17 protein-coding genes and 1 tRNA gene are annotated in these 23,768 nt (G+C 72.7%); 14 read left to right on the forward strand and 4 right to left on the reverse strand.

Going from position 1 to position 23,768, the window contains the following annotated elements; genetic code table 11:
- Positions 1–79 precede the first annotated feature (79 nt).
- The 8 genes from ABZ576_RS17095 to ABZ576_RS17130 all read left to right on the forward strand — a co-directional run bounded on the left by ABZ576_RS17095 (position 80) and on the right by ABZ576_RS17130 (position 13,224).
- Positions 80–685, forward strand: coding sequence for a small secreted protein (locus ABZ576_RS17095; protein WP_360740900.1), 606 nt, complete (start codon positions 80–82; stop codon positions 683–685).
- A 61-nt stretch (positions 686–746) separates the two neighbouring features.
- The gene (locus ABZ576_RS17100) at positions 747–2,267 is read left to right on the forward strand and encodes a class I SAM-dependent methyltransferase (RefSeq protein ID WP_360740902.1); all 1,521 of its coding nucleotides are present in this window, start codon (positions 747–749) and stop codon (positions 2,265–2,267) included.
- A gap of 393 nt (positions 2,268–2,660) precedes the next feature.
- Complete coding sequence (locus ABZ576_RS17105; protein ID WP_360740904.1) at positions 2,661–2,858, forward strand: hypothetical protein; 198 nt, start codon at positions 2,661–2,663, stop codon at positions 2,856–2,858.
- Between the two features lie 258 nt (positions 2,859–3,116).
- Positions 3,117–5,966, forward strand: coding sequence for a type I DNA topoisomerase (topA, locus tag ABZ576_RS17110; protein ID WP_360740906.1), 2,850 nt, complete (start codon positions 3,117–3,119; stop codon positions 5,964–5,966).
- A 232-nt stretch (positions 5,967–6,198) separates the two neighbouring features.
- Positions 6,199–9,699, forward strand: coding sequence for a dTMP kinase (gene tmk, locus ABZ576_RS17115; RefSeq protein ID WP_360740908.1), 3,501 nt, complete (start codon positions 6,199–6,201; stop codon positions 9,697–9,699).
- 430 nt (positions 9,700–10,129) lie between these two features.
- Entirely contained in the window at positions 10,130–11,335 is a 1,206-nt protein-coding gene (locus ABZ576_RS17120) for a DNA polymerase III subunit delta' (protein ID WP_360740910.1), read from the forward strand.
- An 81-nt stretch (positions 11,336–11,416) separates the two neighbouring features.
- Positions 11,417–13,039 carry an alpha/beta hydrolase gene (locus ABZ576_RS17125; RefSeq protein WP_360740912.1) on the forward strand — a complete coding sequence of 541 codons (1,623 nt, stop codon included), beginning with the start codon at positions 11,417–11,419 and terminating at the stop codon, positions 13,037–13,039.
- Between the two features lie 108 nt (positions 13,040–13,147).
- Positions 13,148–13,224: transfer RNA gene (locus tag ABZ576_RS17130), tRNA-Thr, on the forward strand.
- A 117-nt stretch (positions 13,225–13,341) separates the two neighbouring features.
- Here ABZ576_RS17130 and ABZ576_RS17135 read toward each other — a convergent pair.
- Entirely contained in the window at positions 13,342–13,500 is a 159-nt protein-coding gene (locus tag ABZ576_RS17135; protein ID WP_360740914.1) for a hypothetical protein, read from the reverse strand.
- Positions 13,501–13,522: 22 nt separating this feature from the next.
- Between ABZ576_RS17135 and ABZ576_RS17140 the strand changes: the two genes are divergently transcribed.
- A complete protein-coding gene (locus ABZ576_RS17140) occupies positions 13,523–13,645 on the forward strand; it encodes a hypothetical protein (protein ID WP_360740916.1) in 123 nt (40 codons plus the stop codon).
- 228 nt (positions 13,646–13,873) lie between these two features.
- On the opposite strand, the gene ABZ576_RS17145 is transcribed toward ABZ576_RS17140, so the two are convergent.
- From ABZ576_RS17145 to ABZ576_RS17155, 3 genes are all read right to left on the reverse strand, one after another.
- Positions 13,874–14,881: a winged helix-turn-helix transcriptional regulator gene (locus ABZ576_RS17145; protein WP_360740918.1), complete on the reverse strand. Its 1,008-nt coding sequence runs from the start codon at positions 14,879–14,881 to the stop codon at positions 13,874–13,876.
- A gap of 218 nt (positions 14,882–15,099) precedes the next feature.
- Positions 15,100–16,296 (reverse strand): GNAT family N-acetyltransferase, encoded by a 1,197-nt coding sequence (locus tag ABZ576_RS17150; RefSeq protein WP_360740920.1) that lies wholly within the window; start codon positions 16,294–16,296, stop codon positions 15,100–15,102.
- Complete coding sequence (locus ABZ576_RS17155) at positions 16,293–16,694, reverse strand: hypothetical protein (RefSeq protein WP_360740922.1); 402 nt, start codon at positions 16,692–16,694, stop codon at positions 16,293–16,295. The genes ABZ576_RS17150 and ABZ576_RS17155 overlap by 4 nt, the downstream gene beginning before the upstream one ends.
- 319 nt (positions 16,695–17,013) lie before the next feature.
- Here ABZ576_RS17155 and ABZ576_RS17160 point away from each other — a divergent pair, with 319 nt between their 5' ends.
- From ABZ576_RS17160 to ABZ576_RS17180, 5 genes are read left to right on the forward strand one after another with little or no spacing between them, the layout of a single operon-like run.
- Positions 17,014–17,541 carry a hypothetical protein gene (locus ABZ576_RS17160; protein WP_360740924.1) on the forward strand — a complete coding sequence of 176 codons (528 nt, stop codon included), beginning with the start codon at positions 17,014–17,016 and terminating at the stop codon, positions 17,539–17,541.
- 2 nt (positions 17,542–17,543) lie between these two features.
- On the forward strand, positions 17,544–19,577 hold the full coding sequence (locus ABZ576_RS17165; protein WP_360740926.1) for an ABC transporter ATP-binding protein: 2,034 nt from the start codon (positions 17,544–17,546) through the stop codon (positions 19,575–19,577).
- The gene (locus tag ABZ576_RS17170) at positions 19,574–21,358 is read left to right on the forward strand and encodes an ABC transporter ATP-binding protein (protein WP_360740928.1); all 1,785 of its coding nucleotides are present in this window, start codon (positions 19,574–19,576) and stop codon (positions 21,356–21,358) included. Before ABZ576_RS17165 ends, ABZ576_RS17170 begins: the two co-directional genes overlap by 4 nt.
- 51 nt (positions 21,359–21,409) lie before the next feature.
- Positions 21,410–22,372 carry an NAD(P)/FAD-dependent oxidoreductase gene (locus ABZ576_RS17175; RefSeq protein WP_360740930.1) on the forward strand — a complete coding sequence of 321 codons (963 nt, stop codon included), beginning with the start codon at positions 21,410–21,412 and terminating at the stop codon, positions 22,370–22,372.
- Positions 22,369–23,643, forward strand: a complete 1,275-nt coding sequence (locus tag ABZ576_RS17180) for an ATP-grasp domain-containing protein (protein WP_360740932.1) — start codon at positions 22,369–22,371, stop codon at positions 23,641–23,643. Before ABZ576_RS17175 ends, ABZ576_RS17180 begins: the two co-directional genes overlap by 4 nt.
- The last annotated feature ends 125 nt before the right edge of the window (positions 23,644–23,768 follow it).

A 23,768-nucleotide genomic window follows, 5' to 3' on the forward strand; every position in this document is an offset into this window, starting at 1 on the left:
ATGCGCCGTCCGGGAAGGGGAGGGGGTCCGTCCGCCGTGTAGATTCCGGGGGCCGAGAGCCATGGAAGGGACCAATCCGGTGAACAAGAAGCTCGCGGCCGCACTGTCCGGCGGTGCGGTACTGGTGGTGGCGGTGTCCGGGTGCAGCAGCAGCGACAGCCAGGAGCCCGACCCCAAGCTGGTGGCCTGGGCCAAGACGGTGTGCGACGCGGTGCCCGCGCAGGACACGAAGATCAGGTCGGCCAACGCCTCGATCGCGGCCATCGCCACGAACAGCAACCTCCCGCCCAAGGACGCGAAGAAGACCTACGTCCAGGCATTCACGGACATGGCCGAGGGCTACAAGGCGCTGTCCGACGCCCTCAGCGGCGCCGGGGCGCCCCCCGGCGTGGAGGACGGGGCGAAGCGGCAGCAGGACGCCGTCAAGAGCCTCGCCGGTCTCGCCGCCTCGTACACCGAGCTGAAGAAGAAGGTCGACGGGCTCGACACCAAGGACCAGGGCAAGTTCGCCCGGGGCCTCAAGGAGGTCGCCGGCCAGTCCAAGGAGATCGGCGAGCAGAGCAGCACCGGCACCAAGGTGCTGAAGCGGCTGGAGCAGGAAGACGTCAAGCAGGCGATGGCCAAGCAGCCCAGCTGCACGGTCGCCGCGTCCGCCACCGCGAAGGCGCCGGCGGCGGCCGGCTGACGCCGGCGAACGGCGGACGCGACGTCGGCTCCGGGCGCCCGCCCCGGGCCACAATGGTGGCGTGACTGACTCCGGACTCGCTCCCCTGCCCGCTGCCGACCGGCCCGACATCGCCGCGCGCCTGCGGGACGCCCTGCTGGCCGCCTCCTTCACCGCCGACGGGCTGCTCGACCTGCTCGGCGCCGCCGCGTACGCGGCGCTGGCCCGCAGCGAGACCGTGCCCGCGCTGCGGGCTACCCGCGGCGACACGCCGCTGGAGACGCTCGTACGGCTGTTCCTGCTCCAGCAGCCGGTGTCGCACGCGCGCGTGGCCGCCGTGCTGCCGGTCGAGGAGGCGCTGGAGGCCGGCTGGCTCGCGCGCGCGGGCGGCGACGAGGTGGCCGCGACCGTGGACGTACGGCCGTACGGCGGTCCGGGCGGCGAGGACTGGTTCATCGTCTCGGACCTCGGTTGCGCGGTGGGCGGCGCCGGGGGCATCGGACAGCGCGACGAGGCCGTCGTCCTGGGCGTCGGCGGTGCCTCCACGACCCTCGCCGGCATCACCGTCCGCACCCCCGCCGCCTCCGCCCTGGACCTCGGCACCGGCTCCGGCATCCAGGCGCTGCACGCCGCCCGGCACGCCACGCGCGTGACGGCGACCGACCTCAACCCGCGCGCGCTGCACGTCACGGCGCTGACGCTGGCGCTGTCCGGCGCGCCCGCCGCCGACCTGCGCGAGGGCTCGCTGTTCGAGCCGGTACGGGACGACGAGACGTTCGACCTGATCGTGTCCAACCCGCCGTTCGTGATCTCCCCGGGAGCCCGGCTGACGTACCGGGACGGTGGCATGGGCGGGGACGATCTGTGCCGCTCGCTCGTTCAGCAGTCGGGGGAACGGCTGAACGAGGGCGGGTTCGCGCAGTTCCTCGCCAACTGGCAGCACGTGGCAGGGGAGGACTGGCAGGACAGGCTCAGGGCATGGGTGCCGCGCGGGTGCGACGCCTGGATCGTGCAGCGCGAGGTGCAGGACATCACGCAGTACGCCGAGCTGTGGCTGAGGGACGCCGGTGACCACCGCGGGGACCCGGTGGAGTACCAGGCGCGGTACGACGCCTGGCTGGACGAGTTCGAGGCGCGCAAGGTCAAGGCGGTCGGCTTCGGCTGGATCACCCTGCGCAAGTCCGGGTCCGCCACGCCCTCGATCACCGTGGAGGAGTGGCCGCACCCGGTCGAGCAGCCGCTCGGGGAGACGATCCGGGCCCACTTCGAGCGTCTCGACTACCTCCGGGACCACGACGACGCCGCGCTGCTCGACGGCCACTTCAAGCTGGCCGCCGAGGTGGTCCAGGAGCAGGTCGGGCTGCCCGGCGCCGAGGACCCCGAGCATGTGGTGCTGCGCCAGCACCGCGGGATGCGCCGGGCGACGAAGGTGGACACGGTCGGTGCCGGATTCGCGGGCGTGTGCGACGGCACGCTGAGCGCGGGCCGCATCCTGGACGCCATCGCGCAGCTCGTCGGCGAGGACCGGGTGGCGCTGCGCGACCGGACGCCCGCGCAGATCCGGCTGCTGGTCGAGCAGGGCTTCCTGGAGCCGGCGGGCTGAGCGGGGCACGGGGGTGAGCGGTGAGAGGTGAGGCGCCGGGGGCCGGCGGCGCGGCGTGGGGCGCACCGAGGAGCGGGGGGTGCCGGGCGGGGGCACGCCAAGGGGCGGAGGCGCGACGGGACAGGGGTGCCCAGGGGGCGTGCGAGGCAGGTCCGGGCGGCTTCGCACCCCGGGGCGCGGGCCGGTGGAGGGGGCGCCGGCGGACGCCGTGGCGCCCCCCTCGCGAAAACGGCCGGAAAAATATGGGTGCTGTGTCCCACCTCTCCCCGTTCGAGTACACGTTCGATAATCCATCGGCCTCCCGTTCACCGTGATGTCGCCTGTCTGCCGCCCGCGCGTGGCACCCTCCGGGCGCTGGGCGGAGCCGGACGACAGGAAGACGGTGGGTGGGCGATGGAGAGCGGACCGGCGATCTTCGGTGCGGTGGTGTTCGCCCTGTTCGGAACGGGTCTGCTGGCCTGGACCGGCACCCGGGTGAGGCGCCGGGAACCGGTCGCCCACGATGTGAATCCGATCGCATCGGCGACTCTCGCCGGCGTCGCCGGGACGGTCGCGCTGGCCCTGGGTCTGTACTGCCTGACCCGGCTCTGACCGCGGTGCGCGCCGTGTCCGCTGGGTAAGGGGAGCGTCACGCTCCGGACATGTGCGTGCGGGGTACCCGGTGGTCGGGGCGGCAGGAATGGCGGTAGTCGGGTTACCGTTCGAGTGGCCGTTGTGGGCTTTTCCCGTTTGACACGGGGGCGGGATGTAGCGTCACACTCCGCAGCGTCACACGAGCCAGCAGTACGCCGCGACCCCGGGACGAAGCCCTGGGGAGGCCCCCAGCGTCGACCGGAGAGAAGAGCGAAGTTGTCCCCGACCAGCGAGACCGCACAGGGCGGCCGCCGACTCGTCATCGTCGAGTCGCCTGCCAAGGCGAAGACGATCAAGGGCTACCTCGGCCCCGGCTACATCGTCGAGGCGAGCGTCGGGCACATCCGCGATCTTCCCAACGGCGCCGCGGAGGTGCCGGAGAAGTACACCGGCGAGGTCCGTCGCCTCGGTGTGGACGTCGACCATGACTTCCAGCCGATCTATGTGGTCAACGCCGATAAGAAGGCACAGGTCAAGAAGCTCAAGGACCTCCTGAAGGAGTCCGACGAGCTCTTCCTCGCCACCGATGAGGACCGGGAGGGCGAGGCGATCGCCTGGCACCTCCAGGAGGTCCTCAAGCCGAAGATCCCGGTCAAGCGCATGGTGTTCCACGAGATCACCAAGGACGCGATCCGCGAGGCCGTCGCCAACCCGCGCCAGCTCAACCAGCGCCTGGTCGACGCCCAGGAGACCCGCCGCATCCTCGACCGCCTGTACGGCTACGAGGTCTCCCCGGTGCTGTGGAAGAAGGTCATGCCCCGGCTGTCGGCCGGCCGCGTGCAGTCCGTCGCCACCCGGCTCGTGGTGGAGCGGGAACGCGACCGCATCGCCTTCCGCTCCGCCGAGTACTGGGACCTGACGGGCACCTTCGCCACCGGCCGCGCGGGGGACTCGTCGGACCCGTCGTCGCTGGTCGCCCGCCTCCAGACCGTCGACGGCAGGCGTGTCGCGCAGGGCCGCGACTTCGACTCCCTGGGACAGCTGAAGAGCGCGAACACCCTCCACCTCGACGAGGCGACCGCCCGCGCCCTCGCCGCCGCCCTGGAGAACACCCGTTTCTCCGTGCGGTCCGTCGAGTCCAAGCCGTACCGCCGCTCGCCGTACGCCCCGTTCCGCACGACGACGCTCCAGCAGGAGGCCAGCCGCAAGCTCGGCTTCGGTGCGAAGGCGACGATGCAGATCGCGCAGAAGCTGTACGAGAACGGCTACATCACGTACATGCGTACGGACTCCACGACGCTGAGCGACACGGCGATCGCCGCCGCCCGCGCCCAGGTCACGCAGCTGTACGGCGCCGACTACCTGCCGCCGCAGCCGCGCACCTACGCCGCCAAGGTGAAGAACGCCCAGGAGGCGCACGAGGCGATCCGTCCCTCGGGTGATCGTTTCCGCACGCCCGCCGAGACCGGTCTGTCCGGCGACCAGTTCAAGCTCTACGAGCTGATCTGGAAGCGGACCGTCGCCTCCCAGATGAAGGACGCGACCGGCGACAGCGTCACGGTGAAGATCGGCGGCACCGCCGCCGACGGCCGGGACGTCGAGTTCAGCGCCTCCGGCAAGACGATCACCTTCCACGGCTTCCTGAAGGCCTACGTCGAGGGTGCCGACGACCCGAACGCCGAGCTGGACGACCGCGAGCGCCGGCTGCCGCAGGTCGCCCAGGGCGACGCGCTGTCGGCCGAGGAGATCACGGTCGACGGGCACGCCACCAAGCCGCCGGCCCGCTACACCGAGGCCTCGCTGGTCAAGGAGCTGGAAGAGCGCGAGATCGGCCGCCCGTCGACGTACGCGTCGATCATCGGCACGATCCTGGACCGCGGCTACGTCTTCAAGAAGGGCACGGCCCTGGTGCCGTCCTTCCTCTCCTTCGCCGTCGTCAACCTCCTGGAGAAGCACTTCGGGCGGCTGGTCGACTACGACTTCACGGCCAAGATGGAGGACGACCTCGACCGCATCGCGCGGGGCGAGGCGCAGGCCGTGCCGTGGCTGAAGCGGTTCTACTTCGGCGAGGGCCACAACGGCGTCGGCAGCGCCGCCGAGGCCGGCAACGGCGACGGGGACCACCTCGGTGGCCTCAAGGAGCTGGTGACCGACCTGGGCGCGATCGACGCGCGCGAGGTCTCCTCCTTCCCGGTGGGCAACGACATCGTGCTCCGCGTCGGCCGCTACGGCCCGTACATCGAGCGCGGCGAGAAGGACACCGAGCAGCACCAGCGCGCCGACATCCCCGACGACCTGGCACCCGACGAGCTGAGCGTCGAGCTGGCGGAGGAGCTGCTGGCCAAGCCCAGCGGAGACTTCGAGCTGGGCACCGACCCGGCCACCGGCCACGCGATCGTCGCCAAGGACGGCCGCTACGGCCCGTACGTCACGGAGATCCTTCCCGAGGGCACCCCGAAGACCGGCAAGAACGCGGTCAAGCCGCGCACCGCCTCCCTCTTCAAGTCCATGTCACTGGACACCGTGACCCTGGACGACGCGCTGAAGCTGATGTCGCTGCCCCGGGTCGTCGGAACGGACGCCGACGGGGTGGAGATCACCGCGCAGAACGGCCGGTACGGCCCGTACCTGAAGAAGGGCACGGACTCGCGCTCGCTGCAGTCCGAGGACCAGCTCTTCACGATCACGCTGGAGGAGGCCCAGGCGATCTACGCCCAGCCGAAGCAGCGCGGTCGGGCCGCGGCCAAGCCGCCGCTGAAGGAACTGGGCGCGGACCCGGTCTCCGGCAAGCCGGTCGTGGTCAAGGACGGCCGCTTCGGCCCGTACGTCACCGACGGCGAGACCAACGCGACCCTCCGTTCCGGTGACAGCGTGGAAACGATCACTCCGGAGCGTGGTTTCGAGCTGCTCGCCGAAAAGCGCGCGAAGGGGCCCGCCAAGAAGACGGCGAAGAAGGCGGCGGCCAAGAAGACCGCCCCGGCGAAGAAGACCGCCGCCAAGAAGACGGCCGCGAAGAAGACGACGGCCGCCGCGAAGAAGACGACCGCCAAGAAGACCACCGCGACGAAGACGGCCGCGAAGAAGGCGACGGCTTCCAAGGCGACGGCTTCCGGCGCGGAGGACTGAGGCGCGGAGGACTGACCCGGGTCGGCCCGGCGGCCCCTCGCCGGGCCGACGGCCGGGTCGCCGACCGCCTCCGCGGGTCGCCGACCGCCTCCCGGTTCCCCGACCGCCTCCGCGGGTCGCCGGCCGCCTCCCGCTTCGCGAAACGAACGCCCCGGTACCGCTTCGGTACCGGGGCGCGCTCACGTCCGGACACGCGAGGTGTGCTGTCAGTCGCTGCGGATAGGCTGAACGCATGACGCGAGCCGAGCAGCCAACGGCCCACCCCACAGCACCGGACGACGCCCTGGTCGCGGACTCCCGCGAACGCGCCGTCCGTTCCCTGCTGCGCCGACCGCAGCTGAGGCGCTTGTGGAGCGCGCAGCTGGTCAGTGGTGTCGGCGACACCCTCTCCCTCCTCGTGCTGGTCGTCCTGGTCCTCCAGGCGGCCATAGCGGGGGGTGCCTTCGGCGGTGGCTACCGCGGCGTGGCGTTCGCAGTGGCGACGGTCTTCGCGGCCCGCGTCCTGGCCACGCTGCTCTTCGGCGCGGTCCTCCTCGGCCCGCTGACCTCGCTCACCGCCCAGGAGGGCCCGCTCGACCGCCGCTGGACCATGGTCGGCGCGGACGGCGTGCGCGCCGTACTGCTGATCATCGCGCCCCTGTGGATCGACTGGACCCCGGACAACGCGCTCGCCGCCCTGCTGGTCACCGCCTTCGTCACCGGCGTCGCCGAGCGGCTGTGGACCGTGTGCCGGGAGAGTGCCGCGCCCGCCCTGCTGCCGGCCCCGCCCCCGGAGGGCGCGACCGTACGGCCGCTGCCGGACCACCTGGACGCCCTGCGCCGCCTGGCGCTGCGGACCACGTTCCTGGCGGTCCCGCTGGCGGCCGCCGCCCTGGTCGTCGCCGCCCTGCTGAACAACCTGCTGGGCACCGGCATGGCCTGGTTCGACCAGCACCAGGCGGCCCTCGGGTCGTACGTGGCGGCGGGGCTGTTCGCCGCCTCCCTGTCCGTGCTGGTCTTCCTGGAACTCCCCGACACCCGCACCCCCCGCGCGCGGTCACCGCTGGAGGGCCTGCGCCGCCCGCGCACCGGCACCGGCGTCGACAAGGGCCGCACGGGCGCCGTCCCGCTGCTCGTCCCGGCCTGCGCCGGGGTCGCCGGCGCGATCGCGGCGGCCGTCGCGGTGTGCGTGCTGCACGCCAAGGACCTGGGCGGCGGCCCGGTGCTCTACGGCCTGCTGGTGCTGGGCCTGACCGGCGGTGTCGCCATCGGCATCCGCGTCGCGCCCGCGCTGCTGCCCTCGCTCTCGCGCCGCCGTCTGCTGGCGCTGTCGATCGCCGTCACCGGGATCGCGCTGCTGGCCGCCGGGCTGGTCCCGGACGTCACCACGGTCCTGCTGATCGTCACGCTGGCCGGCGCCGGCGCGGGCGTGGCCGCCAACACCGGCCACACGCTGCTCGACCAGGAGACCGAGGACTACCGCCGGGCCCGCACCACCGAGCACCTGCACGCCGTCGTCCGCGTCTTCATAGCGCTCGGCGTCCTGATCGCGCCCCTGATCGCGGCGCTGATCGGCCCGCACCGGCTGGAGAACGGCAAGTTCGTCTTCGCGCACGGCGGCGCGGCGTTCACGCTGATGCTGGTCGGCGCGCTGCTGCTGCCGGTGGCCGCGCTGGTGCTCGCCAAGGTCGACGACCGGTCCGGCGTGCCACTGCGCCATGACCTCAGGGACGCACTGCTGGGCGGCGACGACCCGGTGCAGGCACCGGCCGGGAAGGGCTTCTTCATCGCCTTGGAGGGCGGTGACGGCGCCGGCAAGTCCACCCAGGCCGAGGCCCTCGCCGAGTGGATCCGGGCCAAGGGCCACGAGGTCGTGCTCACCCGCGAGCCCGGCGCCACCCCCGTGGGCAAGCGGCTGCGCTCGATCCTGCTGGACGTGTCCTCGGCGGGCCTGTCGCACCGTGCGGAGGCGCTGCTGTACGCCGCCGACCGGGCCGAGCACGTGGACACCGTCGTACGCCCCGCCCTGGAGCGCGGCGCCGTCGTGATCAGCGACCGGTACATCGACTCCTCCGTCGCCTACCAGGGCGCCGGCCGCGACCTGTCCCCGACCGAGATCGCCCGTATCAACCGGTGGGCCACCAACGGGCTCGTCCCGCACCTCACCGTCCTGCTCGACGTCTCCCCGGAGACCGCCCGCGAGCGGTTCACCGAGGCACCGGACCGGCTGGAGTCGGAGCCGGCGGAGTTCCACGCACGTGTGCGGGCCGGGTTCCTCACGCTCGCCGCCTCCGACCCGGGCCGCTATCTCGTGGTGGACGCCGGGCAGGAGCCCGAGGGCGTCACCACCGTGATCCGGCACCGGCTCGACACCGTGCTGCCGCTGTCCGAGGCCGAGATCAAGGCCCGGGAGGAGGCCCGCCGCAAGGCCGAGGAGGAGGCCCGCCGCAAGGCCGAGGAAGAGGCCGCCCGCAAGGCCGAGGAGGAGCGTCTGGAGCGTGAGCGCCAGGAGCAGCTCGCCCGCCTGCGCGCCGAGGAGGAGGAGCGCAAGCGGCGCGAGCTGGAGGAGGCGCAGCGGCGCGAGGCCGAACGCCAGGCGGAGGAGGCCCGGCAGCGGGCCGAGGAGGCGGCCCGGCGCGCGGAGGAGGAGCGGCAGCGGCTGCTCGCCGAGGAGAAGGCCCGCGCCGAGGAGGAGGCCCGCCGCAGGGCAGAGGAGGAGCGGCGCCGCAGGCAGGCCGAGGAGGAAGCCCGCCGGCGCGCGGAGGAGGAGGCCCGGCAGGCCCGCATCCGCGCGGAGGAGGAGGCCCGGCGCCTGGAGGCGCAGCGCAGGGCCGAGGAGGCGCTGCTGCGGGCCGAGGAGGCCCGTCGGCGGGCCGCCGAGGCGGCGGCAGCGGCCGACGCGGCCGCCCGCAGGCCCAGCACGCCCCTGCCGACGGCACCGGGCATGGCCACCGACGCGCCGACGGTCCCGACGCCGGTGGTGTCACCGGACGCGGCCGTACGGGACGCCGACGCGCGCCGAGCGGAGGGCGGTCGTACGGCGGGCCGTGCGGAAGCGGGTCGTGCGGAGGGAAGCCGTGCGGAGGGAAGCCGTGCGGAGGGTCCCGGCGCGGAGGTCCGCGACACGGACGAGACGACGGTGCTGCGACCGGTGCGCGAGGAGCGCGCCGGCTCCGCCGACGACACCCGGGGCACGTACGACGATTTCCGCGGCGCGTACGACGACCCGCGGGGCACGTATGACGAGCCGCGGGGTGCGTACCCGGACGCCGAGGTGACCGCCGAGCTGCCGCAGCCGCCGGTGTCCTCGGGCCCGGCGGACGAGACCGCGGTCCTGCCGCCGGTGCCCGCGGGCGCGGCGGACGAGACGGCCGTACTGCCGCCGGTGTCCGCCGACGAGACGGCCGAGCTGCCGTCGGTGGCCCCGGGTGCGGCCGACGAGACCGCGGTGCTGCCGCCCGTACGGGCCGGCGACCCGGCTGACCGGGTGCCGCCGGGCTTCTTCCGGGACGAGCGGCCCGCCGCGGGCCCCGACGGGTCCGAGCCACGCACGCGCGAGATGCCCCAGCTCGACGAGGACGGCACGCCGCGCCGCCGACCGCGCTCCGACTGGGCCGAGGAGACCCCGCTGGACGACCTGCCGACGCTGGCGGACGAGCTGCTGGGGACGTACGACGAGGCGCCGTACGGCGGCGACCAGGGCGACGGCGAGCAGCAGAGCCGCAAGGGCCGGGGCCGGGGCCGACGAGGCTGACGGGGCCGACGGGGCCGACCGCAACCGCCAGGGCCTTCGGGCACGGCGTTGCGGGGCTTTCGGGCACGGCCTCGGGCGTCGGGGTTTTTGGCAGGGCGTCCACGAGAACAGGTGTGACCGGTTTCCGTGGACGCCTTCGCCATAGGGGCCACACGGTTCCGTCCCCGACGTCAGCGCTCGCAGCCGTACGCTTCCTTGGCCGTCGGCTCCTGGTGCGCCGGTACCGCCTCTGCCGTCGGCCCCCTGATTCGCCGTACGCCGCCTTGGCCGTCGGTCTTCTGCCTCGCCGGGTACCGCCTCCGCCGTCCGTCTTCACGTCGTCCGCAAGGTTCAGCCAGCCCCCCCGCATCCGCCGTCGGCCCTCGTTGTCAGTTCTCACCCGCACAATGGAGGGCGGAACGCGGAGTGTGACGGAAGGGCGGCGTGACCCATGACGGTGTGGGACGACCTCGTCGGGCAGGAGAAGGTCAGCGCGGTGCTCGACGCGGCCGCGCGGGACGCCGACGCCCTCGTCACGGCCGCCGCGGCCGACGAGCCGCTGCCCACGGCCTCGAAGATGACGCACGCCTGGCTGTTCACGGGCCCGCCCGGCGCGGGCCGGAACCAGGCGGCGCGGGCCTTCGCCGCGGCCCTCCAGTGCGTGAGCCCCGACCGCGCCCTCGGCGGCGCCCCCGGCTGCGGTTTCTGCGACGGCTGCCACACCGCGCTGCTCGGCACCCACGCGGACGTCAACACGATCGCCGCGGTCGGCGCCGAAATCCTGGTCAAGGACATGCGGGACACGGTCCGCAAGTCGTTCACCGCCCCGGCCAACGGCCGCTGGCAGATCATCCTGGTCGAGGACGCCGAGCGGCTGAACGAGAAGTCGGCCAACGCCGTTCTCAAGGCAGTGGAGGAGCCCGCTCCGCGCACGGTCTGGCTGCTGTGCGCCCCCTCCGTCGAGGACGTCCTGCCGACCATCCGCTCCCGCTGCCGCCACCTGACCCTGCGCACACCGTCCGTCGAGTCGGTCGCCGACATGCTGATCCGGCGCGACGGCATCGAGCCCGAGGTCGCCATGTCCGTGGCCCGTGCCACCCAGGGCCATGTCGACCGGGCCCGCCGCCTGGCCACCGACCCGGCGGCCCGCGAGCGCCGTGCCGCCGTGCTGAAGCTGCCGCTGCGGCTGGACGAGGTCGGCGCCTGCCTCAAGGCCGCCCAGGAGCTGGTGGACGCGGCCGCCGAGGACGCCAAGCAGCTCGCCGAGGAGATGGACGGCAAGGAGACCGAGGAGCTGAAGGCGGCGCTCGGCGCGGCCCAGGGCGGCCGGCTGCCGCGCGGTACGGCGGGGGTCATGAAGGACCTGGAGGACATGCAGAAGCGCCGCAGGACCCGCACGCAGCGCGACAGCCTGGACGTCGCCCTCGGCGACCTGACCGCCTTCTACCGGGACGTCCTCGCCCTCCAGCTCGGTACGCGCGTGGCGCTCGCCAACGCCGACGCCGAGGACGCCCTGACGCGGCTGGCCCGCGCCGGCACCCCGGAGTCCACGCTCCGCCGCATCGAGGCGATTGCCGCGTGCCGCGAGGCACTGGACCGCAATGTGGCTCCGCTGCTGGCGGTCGAGGCGATGACGATGGCGTTGCGAGCGGGGTGAGGGCGCGTGCCCGTGTCCCTCGATCGAGCCACAAAATCCACGCTGCGTACCCAACCCATCGCACAGCGTTAGGCTCGCCGGATGGACACCAGGCCATCCCTCCGCCGCAGCCGCCGCCCCGGCCGCATCCGCCGCACGCGCTCCCGGCCGACACCCCGCCTCACGGCGGCCGTGGTCACGGCCGCCGCCCTGCTCCTTGCCGCCTGCTCCTCAGGGACCTCCTCCAGCTCGGCGGGCGGCACGGTGCAGGCGGCGCTGGCCGCACTGCCGCACGCGACGCCGTCGGCGCTCACGCCGTACTACGGCCAGCGGCTGCACTGGCGTGACTGCGGAGTCCCCGGCTTCCAGTGCGCGACGATGAAGGCCCCGCTGGACTACGACAAGCCCGCGTCGGGAACCGTCCGGCTCGCGGTCGCCCGCAAGAAGGCCACCGGCAAGGCCAGGCCGCTCGGCTCGCTGCTGGTCAATCCGGGCGGTCCGGGCGGTTCCGCGGTCGGCTACCTCCAGCAGTACGCGGGTGTCGGCTACCCGGCGGAGGTCCGCGCCCGCTACGACATGGTCGCGGTGGACCCGCGGGGCGTGGCCCGCAGCGAGCCCGTCGAATGCCTCGACGGACGGCAGATGGACGCGTACACGCAGACGGACATGACCCCCGACGACCAGGAGGAGCGCGACGCGCTGGTCGCGGCGGACCGGAAGTTCGCGGAGAGCTGCGGCTCCCGCTCGGCGCGGCTGCTGCGGCACGTGTCCACCGTCGAGGCGGCACGGGACATGGACATCCTGCGGGCGGTGCTCGGGGACCGGAAGCTCAATTACGTCGGGGCGTCGTACGGCACGTTCCTCGGGGCGACGTACGCCGGGCTGTTCCCCGAACGGGTCGGGCGCATGGTCCTGGACGGTGCGATGGACCCGTCGCTGGACGCCCGCAGGCTCAACCTGGACCAGACGGCGGGCTTCGAGACGGCGTTCCAGGCGTTCGCGAAGGACTGCGTACGGCACGACGACTGCCCGCTCGGCGGGAAGGGTGCGACGCCCGCGCAGGTCGGCGACCGTCTCCAGGCGTTCTTCCGCGAGCTGGACGCGCACCCCGCGCCGACCGGCGACGGTGACGGCCGGAAGCTGGGGGAGTCGCTGGCCACCACGGGCGTGATCGCGGCGATGTACGACGAGGGGTCCTGGGAGGAGCTGCGCGAGGCGCTGACGTCGGCGATGCGGGAGCGCGACGGGGCCGGCCTGCTGGCCCTCTCCGACAGCTACTTCGAGCGGGACCCGAGCGGGCACTACAGCAACCTGATGATGGCCAACGCCGCCGTCAACTGCCTGGACCTCCCGCCGGCCTTCAGCGGCCCCGAGGACGTGCGGCGGGCGCTGCCCACGTTCGAGGAGGTGTCCCCGGTCTTCGGGCCGGGCCTGGCCTGGGCCTCGCTGAACTGCACGTACTGGCCGGTGCGGGCGACGGGCGAGCCGCACCGCATCGAGGCGGAGGGGGCGGCGCCGATCGTGGTGGTCGGCACGGTCCGCGACCCGGCGACGCCGTACCGCTGGGCGCGGTCCCTGGCCCGCCAGCTCGCCTCGGGGCGCCTGCTGACCTACGACGGCGACGGCCACACGGCCTACGGCCGGGGCAGCGCCTGCATCGACGCGGCGATCGACGGCTACCTCCTGCGGGGCACCCCGCCGGCCGCCGGCAAACGCTGCTCGTAGCCCCTGCCGCCGGCCCCGGAGCCGCCCGCTCCGGGGCCGGTACGAACCACCCCGGGAAACTGTGTAGACTTACCGACGTTGCCGATCGCACCATGGTGCGGGCAGCACGCCGCTTTAGCTCAGATGGCCAGAGCAACGCACTCGTAATGCGTAGGTCTCGGGTTCGAATCCCGAAAGCGGCTCCACTGGAGAGACCAGCCAGGAATGTTCCTGGCTGGTCTTTCGTCGTTCAGCGGACGCGACGGCGGCGCCGCGCGCGGGCCGCACGGCTGTCGCCGGTCTCGGTTCGGCGCCGCGCAACCTCAGGACTTGGTCACGGCCCACTCGATCGGGTCGGTGCCCTCCGGTGCGTACACGATGCGTTCGGGCCGTTTGCCGCTCGGCACCGGGTAGGCGATCAGTCCTGCCGCACAGCGGCCGGCCTTGACGGGCTTGTCCATGGGGAACTCGGGCTTGGGCATATCGCCCTCGGAAACTGTCCTGGTGACGGTGACGGTGACGGTGACGGTGACCGTGGGCGAAGGCTTGGCGCTTCCGCTCGTGCACGCGCTGACGCCTGCTGCGGCGAGCAGTGCGCCGGCGGGCGCGATGGCGGGGAGGTTGTGAAGATCGGCTGGATTTCCCTCGTCGGGTGGGGCGGGGTTCGGCCGGTTGCTTCTCGTGGGCGTCGTCCGGGCCGAATTCCGAGTCGGCGCCACGGCCGGACGCCACGGCCGGAGGGGACGGGCAGGCCGGGATTCGTTGCGTGGTGTGGTCGCGGTGGTGTCGGCAGCGACTCGGCCGGTTAACGTGGGTGTAAGGCGAGGAGTCGACGTAGTGGCGAATCGGTGGGGTCTAGCCGATCGCCGCGTGACTTTCGCCGGTCTCGCCTTTCAGCTGTTCGGCGAATTCCTGCCATGCCGTTGCGTTCGCCTGTGCGACCTGGGCGACGCTTTCCACGCAATGGGGCGGGATGTTCTTGAGCAACGCCTGCCAATGCTCCCGCTCCGGCTGGTTGCTCAGCCAGCTCAGCAGGATTCTCCCCGTCTCGCTGAATCGCAGGGACGGGTCCTTGCGTAACCGCTGTAACGCGGTCCAGCCCGCCACGGGGTCCGCCGTGATGACCGTACGGTCCGATGTGGCGGCGACTGCTTTCCGGGGCCTTCCGGTGTTTTTCTTCGGTCGTCGCTGGCTGGCGGGCACCGGATCCTGTCCGCAGCGCAGTCTGTCCCGCACGTCCATCACCGTGGACGGAGCCAGGCCCGCGGCCCTGGCTATCTCCCGCAGGGAGGCGCGGGGGTTCTCGCGCAGCAGCGCGGCGGCGAGCTCTCGCCCGGTGGCGCTGTTCAGCGGGCGCACCCGCCCGTCGCGCCCCACCCTGGCGGAGTCCTGCTCGTCCTTGTCGGTGAGCCGGTCCCGCACCGCTCGCACCGAGCGCGCCGACAGCCCCGTGATGGCGGATATGGTCCGGTCCGACAACTCGGGATGCTCGGCGACGATGCGGCCGGCCGCCGCTTTGCGGTCGGGGAGTGAGAGGGGTAACCCGTGCCTCACATTCATTTCGACCGCGATGACGAAAGCGTCCTCCACGCTGCCGTCGAAGAAGCGGACGTCTATGGATTTGTCGCCCCTCAACGCGGCGGCGCGCAGCCTGTGCATTCCGTCGACGACGCGCATGGTGGCCCGGTGCACGATAATGGGCGGGAAATGTGCGTCGGATTCGATGAGCAATCGGATGTGGTCCGCTCTTTCGCCCTCCAGGCGGGGTGAATCCGCAGACAGGATGGAGCTGATAGGAAGCCGCACGACTGGGTGCCGCTCCAGAGTCGCAGCCAGTCGCTTTTCGTCCTCAACGAGCGTCACAGATGGCCCCCTATCCTCTGCGGCGGATAGATTCTGTCCCGGAGTCAATCATGGGTGCTGCTGGCATGCAACCACTTGCTTAACATTTTGATCGCAAAATAACCTGACGGCGGTCGCACGCCGACTCGGTGCATCCCGAAATGTGTAAACAGTAGTCAGGTATCCCGCAAAGGATGCAAAGAATTGGACACCTCTCGCCGAGTCGCGCATAACGCACTCTAAGGCTGGAAACCGGATGTCTCCGACGTGTCCTGCGTGTCCGACGGCCGGTCGGCGAGCCGTGTCCGTACGGCCTCGACGAACAGGGCCGCCTCCGTGGCGGGGAGGGCCGCGGCCAGTCGGTGCGCCCGGTCGAGTACGGCGCTCTTCGGGCCGGGAACTCCCGGGGCCACGGCCCACAGCGGGCGGACGCGGGCCCCTCTGCGGCACTTCGCCTCGTACGACTCCGTGCCGAGGTGCAGGCGGCGCAGGCCGCGCTCGTAGCAGTACCGGAGCGGGGCGTGCAGCATGACCTGCGCGTACGTCGCGGAGTCCGGGGCCGTCGCGTAGTCGAAACCCACCAGGCGCAGACTGAGCTCGCCGCCCCATTCGTAGCAGAGGGAGAAGCCGGCCAGGCGCCCCCTGGCGTCCCTGGCCTCGAAGACGACGGAGAGGTGGTCGAGGTGCTCGGCCTGGCGGCTCAGGGAGGAGCGCTGGTCTTCGACGGTCTCGTCGTGGCCGTACTTCCACTGCACCTGGGCGAGGAGGGGGGCTCCTTCCTCGCAGACCTCGGACAGCCGGGTGCGGCGGACCGTCAGGCCGCTCTCCGCGAAGCGCCGTACCTCCCGCTGCCAGTTGGTGCGGCGCTGCTTGGCGGGCAGCGACCGGCGCAGGTCCTCGGGGCTCTCGCCGACCAGGTCGACGACGCAGTCCGCGCCCACGAGATGGACCTCCTCCGCGGTGAGCGGTCCGAGGAGGCGCGCGGCGGCGACGACGGTGTCCACCGCCTCCGGACCGAGATAGGGCCACCACCAGCGGCCTCTGGCCTGAGGCAGTTCGTCCAGGGCGCCGGCCAGCAGCGCCGCCGTGTGTTCCGCCGCCACCGCCGGGGACCGGCCGGGCGGGAGCAGCACCGCGGAGCAGTAACCCCGCCGGCCGCCCACCGTCAGGGCGGGGCCGGCGCCCTGGTCCCGCAGCACGGTCGCGGGCTGGTAGCGGCTGTGCGGTTCCCGGGGGTTCCAGTGCACCGGCAGGCCCGCGACCGTGCCGGTGCCGTCCTGGAGCGCGAAGTAGTGCGGTTCGCCGGTCGGGCTGGTGTCGACGAAGCGGAGCCAGGGGGCGGAGAGGTAGAACGGGGAGGCTGTCGCGAGAGCGTCCCAGCCCGGGATGCCGTCCACTGCGCGGGCATGGCGTACGGGGCCGAGGTGTCTGCTCATGGGTGTGTCTCGCTTTCCGTCGGGACCCGCGGCCGGGTACGGCGGAGCCGTGCCGCGTCCGCGACCGTGCCGTCCCTGACCGTGCCGTCCGCGTCCATGCCGCCCGCGTCCATGCCGTCCGCGTCCATGCCGCCCGGGTCGCTGCCGCCCGCGACCGTGCCGGCCCTGTCGGCCAAGTCGCCCGCGACCGTGCCGGTCCCGTCGGCCAAGTCGCCCGCGACCGTGCCGGTCCTGTCGGCCAAGTCGCCCGCGACCGTGCCCTCCCCGGCCGTGCCGTCCGCGATCACGCCGGTGGGCCGCCCGTGGCCCGGTGAGCGGAAGAGGGGGCGGGAGCACGGTCCCGGGCCGAGTCGGCGGGCGCCGCCGCCACGCTCCAACTCGCCTGCTGTACCGGTCATTTCGTCGAAGTGCTCCGAGGCCCGGGGTAACCGGTCCGCAACTGTACATGCGTACGTCGTCCCCGTCCGCGTCCGACGGATCGAACACCTCGGCCCGCGCGGAGCCGGGACACCCGCGAGGGCGGCCGCGTCGGTCCCGCGTACGTCGGCCCGGCCGCTCCCGCTCGGTCCGGACACGGCCTGACGACCGTCACGCGGCCGCGGCCGGGCGGGTGTTCGGCAGTTCGACCGTGCGTCATCCGCGGTCGAACACCGCCGGCCGCGTTCGCGGTCCCGGCGAACATGGACAGCCCCGGAGCCGTGCGTCATATTGAGGCGCATGACAAAGCACGGCGCTGAGTTGTCCGATGGGTGGTCGATCGCCACCGAGGCCGATGAGGTACACGAATTGCTCTGCGCGTCGGACGCTTTTGTCGCAGCGACTTACGGAACTCCGGTGCCGCGGCGCAACAGGGAAAGCACCGAGGGTCTGGTGTCCGCCGGAGCCGTGCATCTCCTCCGGCAAGACGGCACGGCGACCGGCATGTTCACCCTGACGTGGGCACCCACGTTCAGCATCGGTGCGGACATCTTCCCCCACACGGACAAGCCGATCCACATGCAGCGTCTGGCCGTCCTCCCGGACCGTATGGCCAGTGGTGAATTGACCGGCCTGATGTGCGTGCGCCGGGCGATGGAAGTCGCGCTCGAATACGGGGCGACAGCCATTCGAGCGGAAACCAATCCCGATCTCACGAACACGGTGCGCCTCATCGAGCGATTCGGATTCAAGACGTACGGTCCCGTCCTCGAACACGGCGGGGTGCGGCGCATCTATCTCCAGAACGACCTCGGAATACCCGCGTAGCGATGGACCGACGCCGACCGCAGGCGGTTCGGGATGCCGTGACCCGGCTCCGGGACCTCTGGCGCCTGACCGGGTTGCTCCGGGCGGCGGGCCTGCCGGCCTTCGCGGCACTGACCGTCGTCGACCTCTCGCTCGCGCTGCTGCCCACGGCCACGGGCCTGATGACGGGAGCCCTGGTGTCCCGCCTGGTGTCCGCGCCGGACGACGGGCACGCGCTCACCTTGGCGACCCTGGCCCTCGGTGCGCTGATCTTCGCCTCACAGGCGTTCGAGTTCCTGCACTCGGCACTGCGCGTCGTGGCGGCCCAGCGGGTCAACGCCCACCAGCGGCTGCGGCTGGGCGACCTGGCGACCCGGTCCGACGGCATCGCGCGCCTGGAGGAACCGGCCGTCCAGGACGATCTCGCCCTCGGAGTGATGAAGGGGCTCCCGAGCTGGGTGTTCTACACCGTGGGCACGGGAGCGGCCGGCCAGCTCACGATCACGACCCGGACGGTCGGGGCCTGTGCCGCGGCGGGCGTGCTCGCGTTCTTCTCCTGGCCCCTGGCCCTCGGCATGCTGGCGGTCTCGCTGTTCGTACGGGCCTCCACCCGCCGGCAGTGGATGAAACAGCACGCCGTGGTACGCGGCTGGGCGCCCGGCATGCGCCGGGAGGAGTACTTCACCCAGGTCGCCGCGGCTCCGTGGGCCGCGAAGGAACTCCGCGTCTTCGGGCTGGCGGACTGGGCGATCGGCCGGTACCGCGAGGTGACCGGCGACAGGGTGCACGGAACGGCCTCGGTGCGCCGGGAGCTGCTGCTGCGCCTGCGGTGGCACTTCGTGCTGCTCGCCGTGGCCACGGGGGCCGGGCTCGCCCAGCTCGGGTGGTCGGCGGCGACCGGACGGATCACGCCCGGCCAGCTCGCCGTCCACCTGGGGGCGTTCTGGGGCGTCCTCGCGGTCAGCCGCTGGGACACGGAGGCGTACGACGTGGAGTTCGCCGGTCTGCCGGCGCTGCACGCGGCCGACCGGCTCGCCGACAGACTCGCCGGCCCGCCCACGGCACGGGACGGCGCGCCGGAGCCGCCCGCGCCGGAGCCGCCCGCGCCGGCGTCGCCCGCGCCGGCGTCGCCCGCGCCGGCGTCACACGCCCGCGCGTCGGAGCCGCCTGCCCGCGCGCCGGAGACGCCTGTCCCCGTGCCGGAACCACGCGGTCCCGTGCCGCGGGAGGCGGCCGGTCCCCCGCCGCTGGTGCGGTTCGAAGCGGTGGACTTCCGCTACGACGGCTCGGAGCGCCGTGTGCTCAAGGGGCTGGACCTGGAGATCCGGCCCGGCGAACTGCTGGCCCTGGTCGGCGTCAACGGTGCCGGGAAGACCACGCTGACCAAACTGCTGGCCGGGCTGTACCAGCCCACGGCGGGGGCGGTCACTGTCGACGGGGTGCCGCTGGCCACGATGGACCCGGCGGCCTGGCGACGGCGGATCACCGTCGTCTTCCAGGAGTTCACGCGCTACGAGATGTCCCTGCGGGACAACGTGGTGCTCGGCGCACCCGGACACCCCGCTCCGGAACGGCTGCTGGAGGACATCGCGCGGCAGGCCGGCATCACCGACCTGGTCGAACGCGCCCCCTCGGGCTGGGACACGCCGCTGGCCCGCGGGTACACGGACGGCATCGACCTCTCCGGCGGGCAGTGGCAGCGCGTCGCGCTGGCGCGGGCGCTGTACGCCGTGGCCTGCGGCGCCCGGCTGCTCGTCCTCGACGAGCCGACCGCCCACCTCGACGTCCGGGCCGAACTCGACGTCTTTTCACGGGTGATGACCCACGCCGAGGAGGCGAGCGTCCTGCTGATCTCGCACCGGCTGTCCACCGTGCGCAGGGCGGACCGGATCGCCGTGCTCGACGGCGGCCGGGTGACCGAGACGGGCACGCACGACGAACTGATGGCCCGGGGCGGCCAGTACGCCGGCATGTTCCGCCTCCAGGCCGCCCGCTTCACCGCCGACGACGCGCGGCCCGGCCCCTCCGACCGCACCAGTGAGGTGACCTCCCCATGACCCGCGGACAGGGGCTGCGCCGGCTGTTCGGGCTCTCCTGGCAGCGGCACCGCGGCTGGGTCCTGGCGTTCGCCGTCCTCGCGGCGGCCGACGTCCTGGCCACCGGCGCGTTCGCGCTGACCCTGCGCATGCTGATCCAGAGCGCGCTGCACGAACACCTCCGGGACGCGCTGATCGCCACGGTGGGTGCCGCGCTCAGCTACGCGGTGACCGTCGTCGGAGCCTCCGCCCGGCTGAACGTCGTCAACCTGCTGGCCGAGGCCATCGGGATCGACCTGGACGAGCGCATCCTCGGCCTGATCGCCGGGCTGGACGGCATCGAGCACCTCGAACGCCCCGAGTACGCGGACCGGATCGCGATGGTGCGCGGCAGCGGGGACGTCATCGCCCGCTGCGGGTGGGTGCTGCTGGACGGTGTGACCATGCTGGTCAGGCTGTGCGTGGTGCTCGTGATCCTGGCACTGACGGCCCCGGTCCTGCTCGTCCTCGCGCTGCTGCTGGTACCGGCGCTGTGGCTGCCGCGCCGGGGGCAGCGCGGGATCCGGGAGGCGGCCGTCGCCGTCGCGCAGGACGTCCGGCAGGCGGAGCACGTGCAGACGCTGCTGACCGACCCGACGCCGAACATGGAGGTGCGGATCGCCGGGGCGGGCCCGCTGCTGCGCGGCCACGGCCGGGAGGTGTGGGACCGGATCATCCGCACCCAGGCCAGGGCGCAGTGGGCCAACGCCGGACTGGGCATCGCGGGGTGGGCGGTCTTCTCCCTGGGGTACACGGCCGCGCTGCTGCTCATCGTGCGCGACGTGGCGTCCGGGCGGGCGCAGCCCGGTGACGTCCTGCTGCTGGTCACCCTGACCAACACGCTGCGAGCCCAGGCCGAGGGCGTCGTACGGTCCGTGCAGCGCACGACCGACGGGATGAGCGCGCTGGAGGCCTTCCTGTGGCTGGAGGGCCACGCGGAGGCGCACCGTACGGCAGCGGCCGAGGCCCGGGTGCCGGACCGGCTGACCGACGGCATCACGCTGTCCGGGGTGTCCTTCCGGTACCCGGGCACGGACACCCGGGTGCTCGAGGGCGTCGACCTGCACCTGCCGGCCGGGTCGACCGTCGCGGTCGTGGGGGAGCACGGGGCGGGCAAGACCAGCCTCGTCAAACTGCTGTGCAAGTTCTACGAGCCGACCGAGGGCGCCGTCCTCGTCGACGGCGTCCGCCTGGCCGACATCCCCGCCCAGCGGTGGTGGTCCCGGACGACCGCCAACTTCCAGGACTTCGCGCGGTTCCTGTTCCTGGTGCGCGAGTCGGTCGGCATCGGCGACCTCTCCGCGGCCGGCCGGCCCGACCGGCTGGCCCGGGCGATCGCCGACGGGGACGCGGAGGAGGTCGTTGCCGGACTCCCGGACGGTCTGGACACCCAGCTCGGCCGCATGTTCGACGGCGCCGAGCTGTCGACCGGCCAGTGGCAGCGGGTGGCGCTGAGCCGCGCGCACATGCGGAGCTCACCGCTGCTGTGCGTCATCGACGAGCCGACCGCCTCCCTGGACCCGCGCAGCGAGTACGCGGTCTACCGGCGGCAGATGGCGCTGGCCAAGACCCTCGGCGAGCGTTGCGGAACGGTCACCGTGGTGGTCTCCCACCGGTTCTCCACCGTGCAGATGGCGGACCTGATCGTCGTCGTCGAGGGCGGCTCGGTGGCCGAGCTCGGCGACCACGAGGAACTGATGGCGCTGGGCGGAATCTACGCGGACCTGTTCCGCATGCAGGCGGCCGCCTTCCGGAACGGTTGACAGGGCCGCGGGCCGTACCGGATCGCCCGCGCAGGCTACAGAAGGAGAATCGTGTCTTCCCCTCCCCACGATGTGGTTGTGATCGGCGCCGGAGCCGCGGGTCTGACGGCGTCGGTCATGCTCGCCCGCGCCAAGCTGCGGGTGCTGGTGGTGTCGACGGAGACCCGGCGCAACTCCTGCGTCGAGGCGGTGCACAACGTGCCGTACGCGGAAGGCGTCCCGCCGGCCCAGCTGTACGGCACGATGGAGGAGACCGCCCGGGAGTACGGCGTCACGTTCGTGTGGGACGAGGTGCTCACGGCCGAGGCGGACGAGACCGGTGTGGCCGTGGGGACCCGTGGCGGTGCCCGGTACACGGCCGACCGTCTGCTCCTCGCGACCGGTCCGATCGACGAGATGCCCCCCTGGCTGCCGGAGGGCGTCTGGGGCAAGACCGTCTTCGAGTGCCCCTTCTGCCACACCCACGAGCACGACGGGAAACCGTTCGCGTCGGTCGGCAGGGGACTGGAGGCGATCGGCATGGCCCTGATGTCCATCCAGTACGCGACGGCCATGACCGCCGTCGTCTCCGACGAGAACGCCGCACGGACCCCCATGGCCGACCGGCTGCGCCAGGCCGGCGGGACCGTGCTCGTCGACGAGGTCACCGCGGCCGACCGGGACGCGGACGGAGCGCTGACGCTGTACACCAAGGGGGGCGCCGAGGTGGCCGCGGGAGCCCTGCTGATCCCCGGGGTGAAGAAGCACAACCTGCGCTTCGTGCCGCAGCTCGGCCTGGAACTGAACGAGAGGGGCGGCATCGGCACCACGACCCTCGGCCAGACCTCGAACCCTCGCGTGTGGTGCGCGGGCAACGGATCCGGCGACGGGCCGTACTTCATGTGGACCGGAGCGGCCGCCAGCGGCATCAACGCGGCCCGCTCCATCTGCGAGGACATCGCGTTCGGGCCGCTCCTCGACTCGTACTGGGACCAGCTGAAGAAGACCCCCGGCGGACAGGGACAGAAGGCATGACGATGAACGTTCTGTTGGTGAGGTACAGCCCGTACTGGGCCGCTCCGCTGCTCGACCGCGACGACGTCACCCTCCACGTCGTGCAGGAGCGGACCCCGCAGGGGCTCGGCGCCGACGCCCTGGCGCGCTTCGGGAAGGTCTACTACGTCTCCTCCTTCGACGCGCTGGAGGAGCTCAGTGCCGTCGCCGCGGACCTCCTCAGCGAGGGCGTCGGCATCGACAAGGTGGTGTCCTCCAACGAGTTCAGCCAGTACGCGGCCGCCTACCTGGCCCACCTGCTCTCCGTGGACGAACCCTCGACCTCCGTGGTGCTGGCCACGCGCGACAAGCGGCTGATGAAGCGGCAGGCCGGTGCGGCGGGACTGCACACCGCCCGCACCCGGTCCGTGCCCGACCCGGCGTCCCTCGTGGACGGCGGCGACGACGCCCTCGCGGAGCTGGAGGACGCCGTCGGCTACCCGGCCGTCGTCAAACCGGCCAACGGCTGGGGCACCGTGTCGACGACGGTCGCCCGCGACCGGGAGGAACTGCGCGCCGCGCTGAAGGACTTCCGGTACGCACCGGAGCTCCGTTCCCAGCAGCTGCTGGTCGAGGAGTACATCGACGGCGAGGAGTTCCACGTCGACGCCGTCTGGCGGGACGGCGAACCCTGGGTCTTCTGCGTCAGCCGCTACGTCACGCCGCCGCTGCGCCTGCGCGAGGGCGCCGGTCCGGGCCTGTCGGTGCTGCTCGACGCGGACGACCACGCCGGCCTGTACGCCGAGGTCCGTGAACTGCACCGGCGGCTCAACGAACAGCTCGGCCTGACGCGGGGCCCGACCCACCTGGAGTTCTTCCGCGAACACGGCACGGGCCGGCTGGTGTTCTCCGAGATGGCCAGCCGTCTCGGCGGGCTCACCGTGGCGCAGCTGGTCGGTGCCGGCGTCGGTGTCGACGAGCGGGAGATAGCCGCGCACGAGCTGCTCGACGGCGACCTCGCCGAACTGCCGTTGCGCAGAAGCCGGTTCCGGTACGTCGGCATGCTGAACATCATCCCGTCGCGCTCCGGCCGGGTGACCCGGATACCGTCCCGCGAGGACCTGCTCGCCCACGACCGGGTCCTCGACGTCTCCATCGGTCCCTCCGTCGGCGCCGAGGTGACACTGGGACAGTCCTCCGCCAGCGTCTGCGTCATGGTCATCTACGGCGCCGACAGCGAGGAGGAGCTGCTGAAGACCGGGACCGAACTGGCCGAGGCCCACCCGGTCGAGGTCGAGGTCGAGGTCGAGTAGCGGGCGTGGCCGCGCCGCCCGCTCCGGTCGTGGCCGAGCAGCCGGCCGTACCGCGGTGCCCGCCCCGGTCGCGGGCGGGCACCGCGGTACGGCGCGAACACCGCGGGCGGCGCGGACGCGCTGGA

Source organism: Streptomyces sp. NPDC013455 (assembly GCF_040632975.1).
GTDB lineage: Bacteria > Actinomycetota > Actinomycetes > Streptomycetales > Streptomycetaceae > Streptomyces.

Bases quoted from the DNA above. Each gene is read 5' to 3' on its own strand.
- ABZ576_RS17105 (WP_360740904.1), top strand. From the start codon at position 2,661: ATGGAGAGCGGACCGGCGATCTTCGGTGCGGTGGTGTTCGCCCTGTTC.
- tmk (WP_360740908.1), top strand. From the start codon at position 6,199: ATGACGCGAGCCGAGCAGCCAACGGCCCACCCCACAGCACCGGACGAC.
- ABZ576_RS17120 (WP_360740910.1), top strand. From the start codon at position 10,130: ATGACGGTGTGGGACGACCTCGTCGGGCAGGAGAAGGTCAGCGCGGTG.
- ABZ576_RS17125 (WP_360740912.1), top strand. From the start codon at position 11,417: ATGGACACCAGGCCATCCCTCCGCCGCAGCCGCCGCCCCGGCCGCATC.
- ABZ576_RS17135 (WP_360740914.1), bottom strand. From the start codon at position 13,500: ATGCCCAAGCCCGAGTTCCCCATGGACAAGCCCGTCAAGGCCGGCCGC.
- ABZ576_RS17150 (WP_360740920.1), bottom strand. From the start codon at position 16,296: ATGAGCAGACACCTCGGCCCCGTACGCCATGCCCGCGCAGTGGACGGC.
- ABZ576_RS17155 (WP_360740922.1), bottom strand. From the start codon at position 16,694: ATGACCGGTACAGCAGGCGAGTTGGAGCGTGGCGGCGGCGCCCGCCGA.
- ABZ576_RS17160 (WP_360740924.1), top strand. From the start codon at position 17,014: ATGACAAAGCACGGCGCTGAGTTGTCCGATGGGTGGTCGATCGCCACC.
- ABZ576_RS17165 (WP_360740926.1), top strand. From the start codon at position 17,544: ATGGACCGACGCCGACCGCAGGCGGTTCGGGATGCCGTGACCCGGCTC.
- ABZ576_RS17170 (WP_360740928.1), top strand. From the start codon at position 19,574: ATGACCCGCGGACAGGGGCTGCGCCGGCTGTTCGGGCTCTCCTGGCAG.
- ABZ576_RS17180 (WP_360740932.1), top strand. From the start codon at position 22,369: ATGACGATGAACGTTCTGTTGGTGAGGTACAGCCCGTACTGGGCCGCT.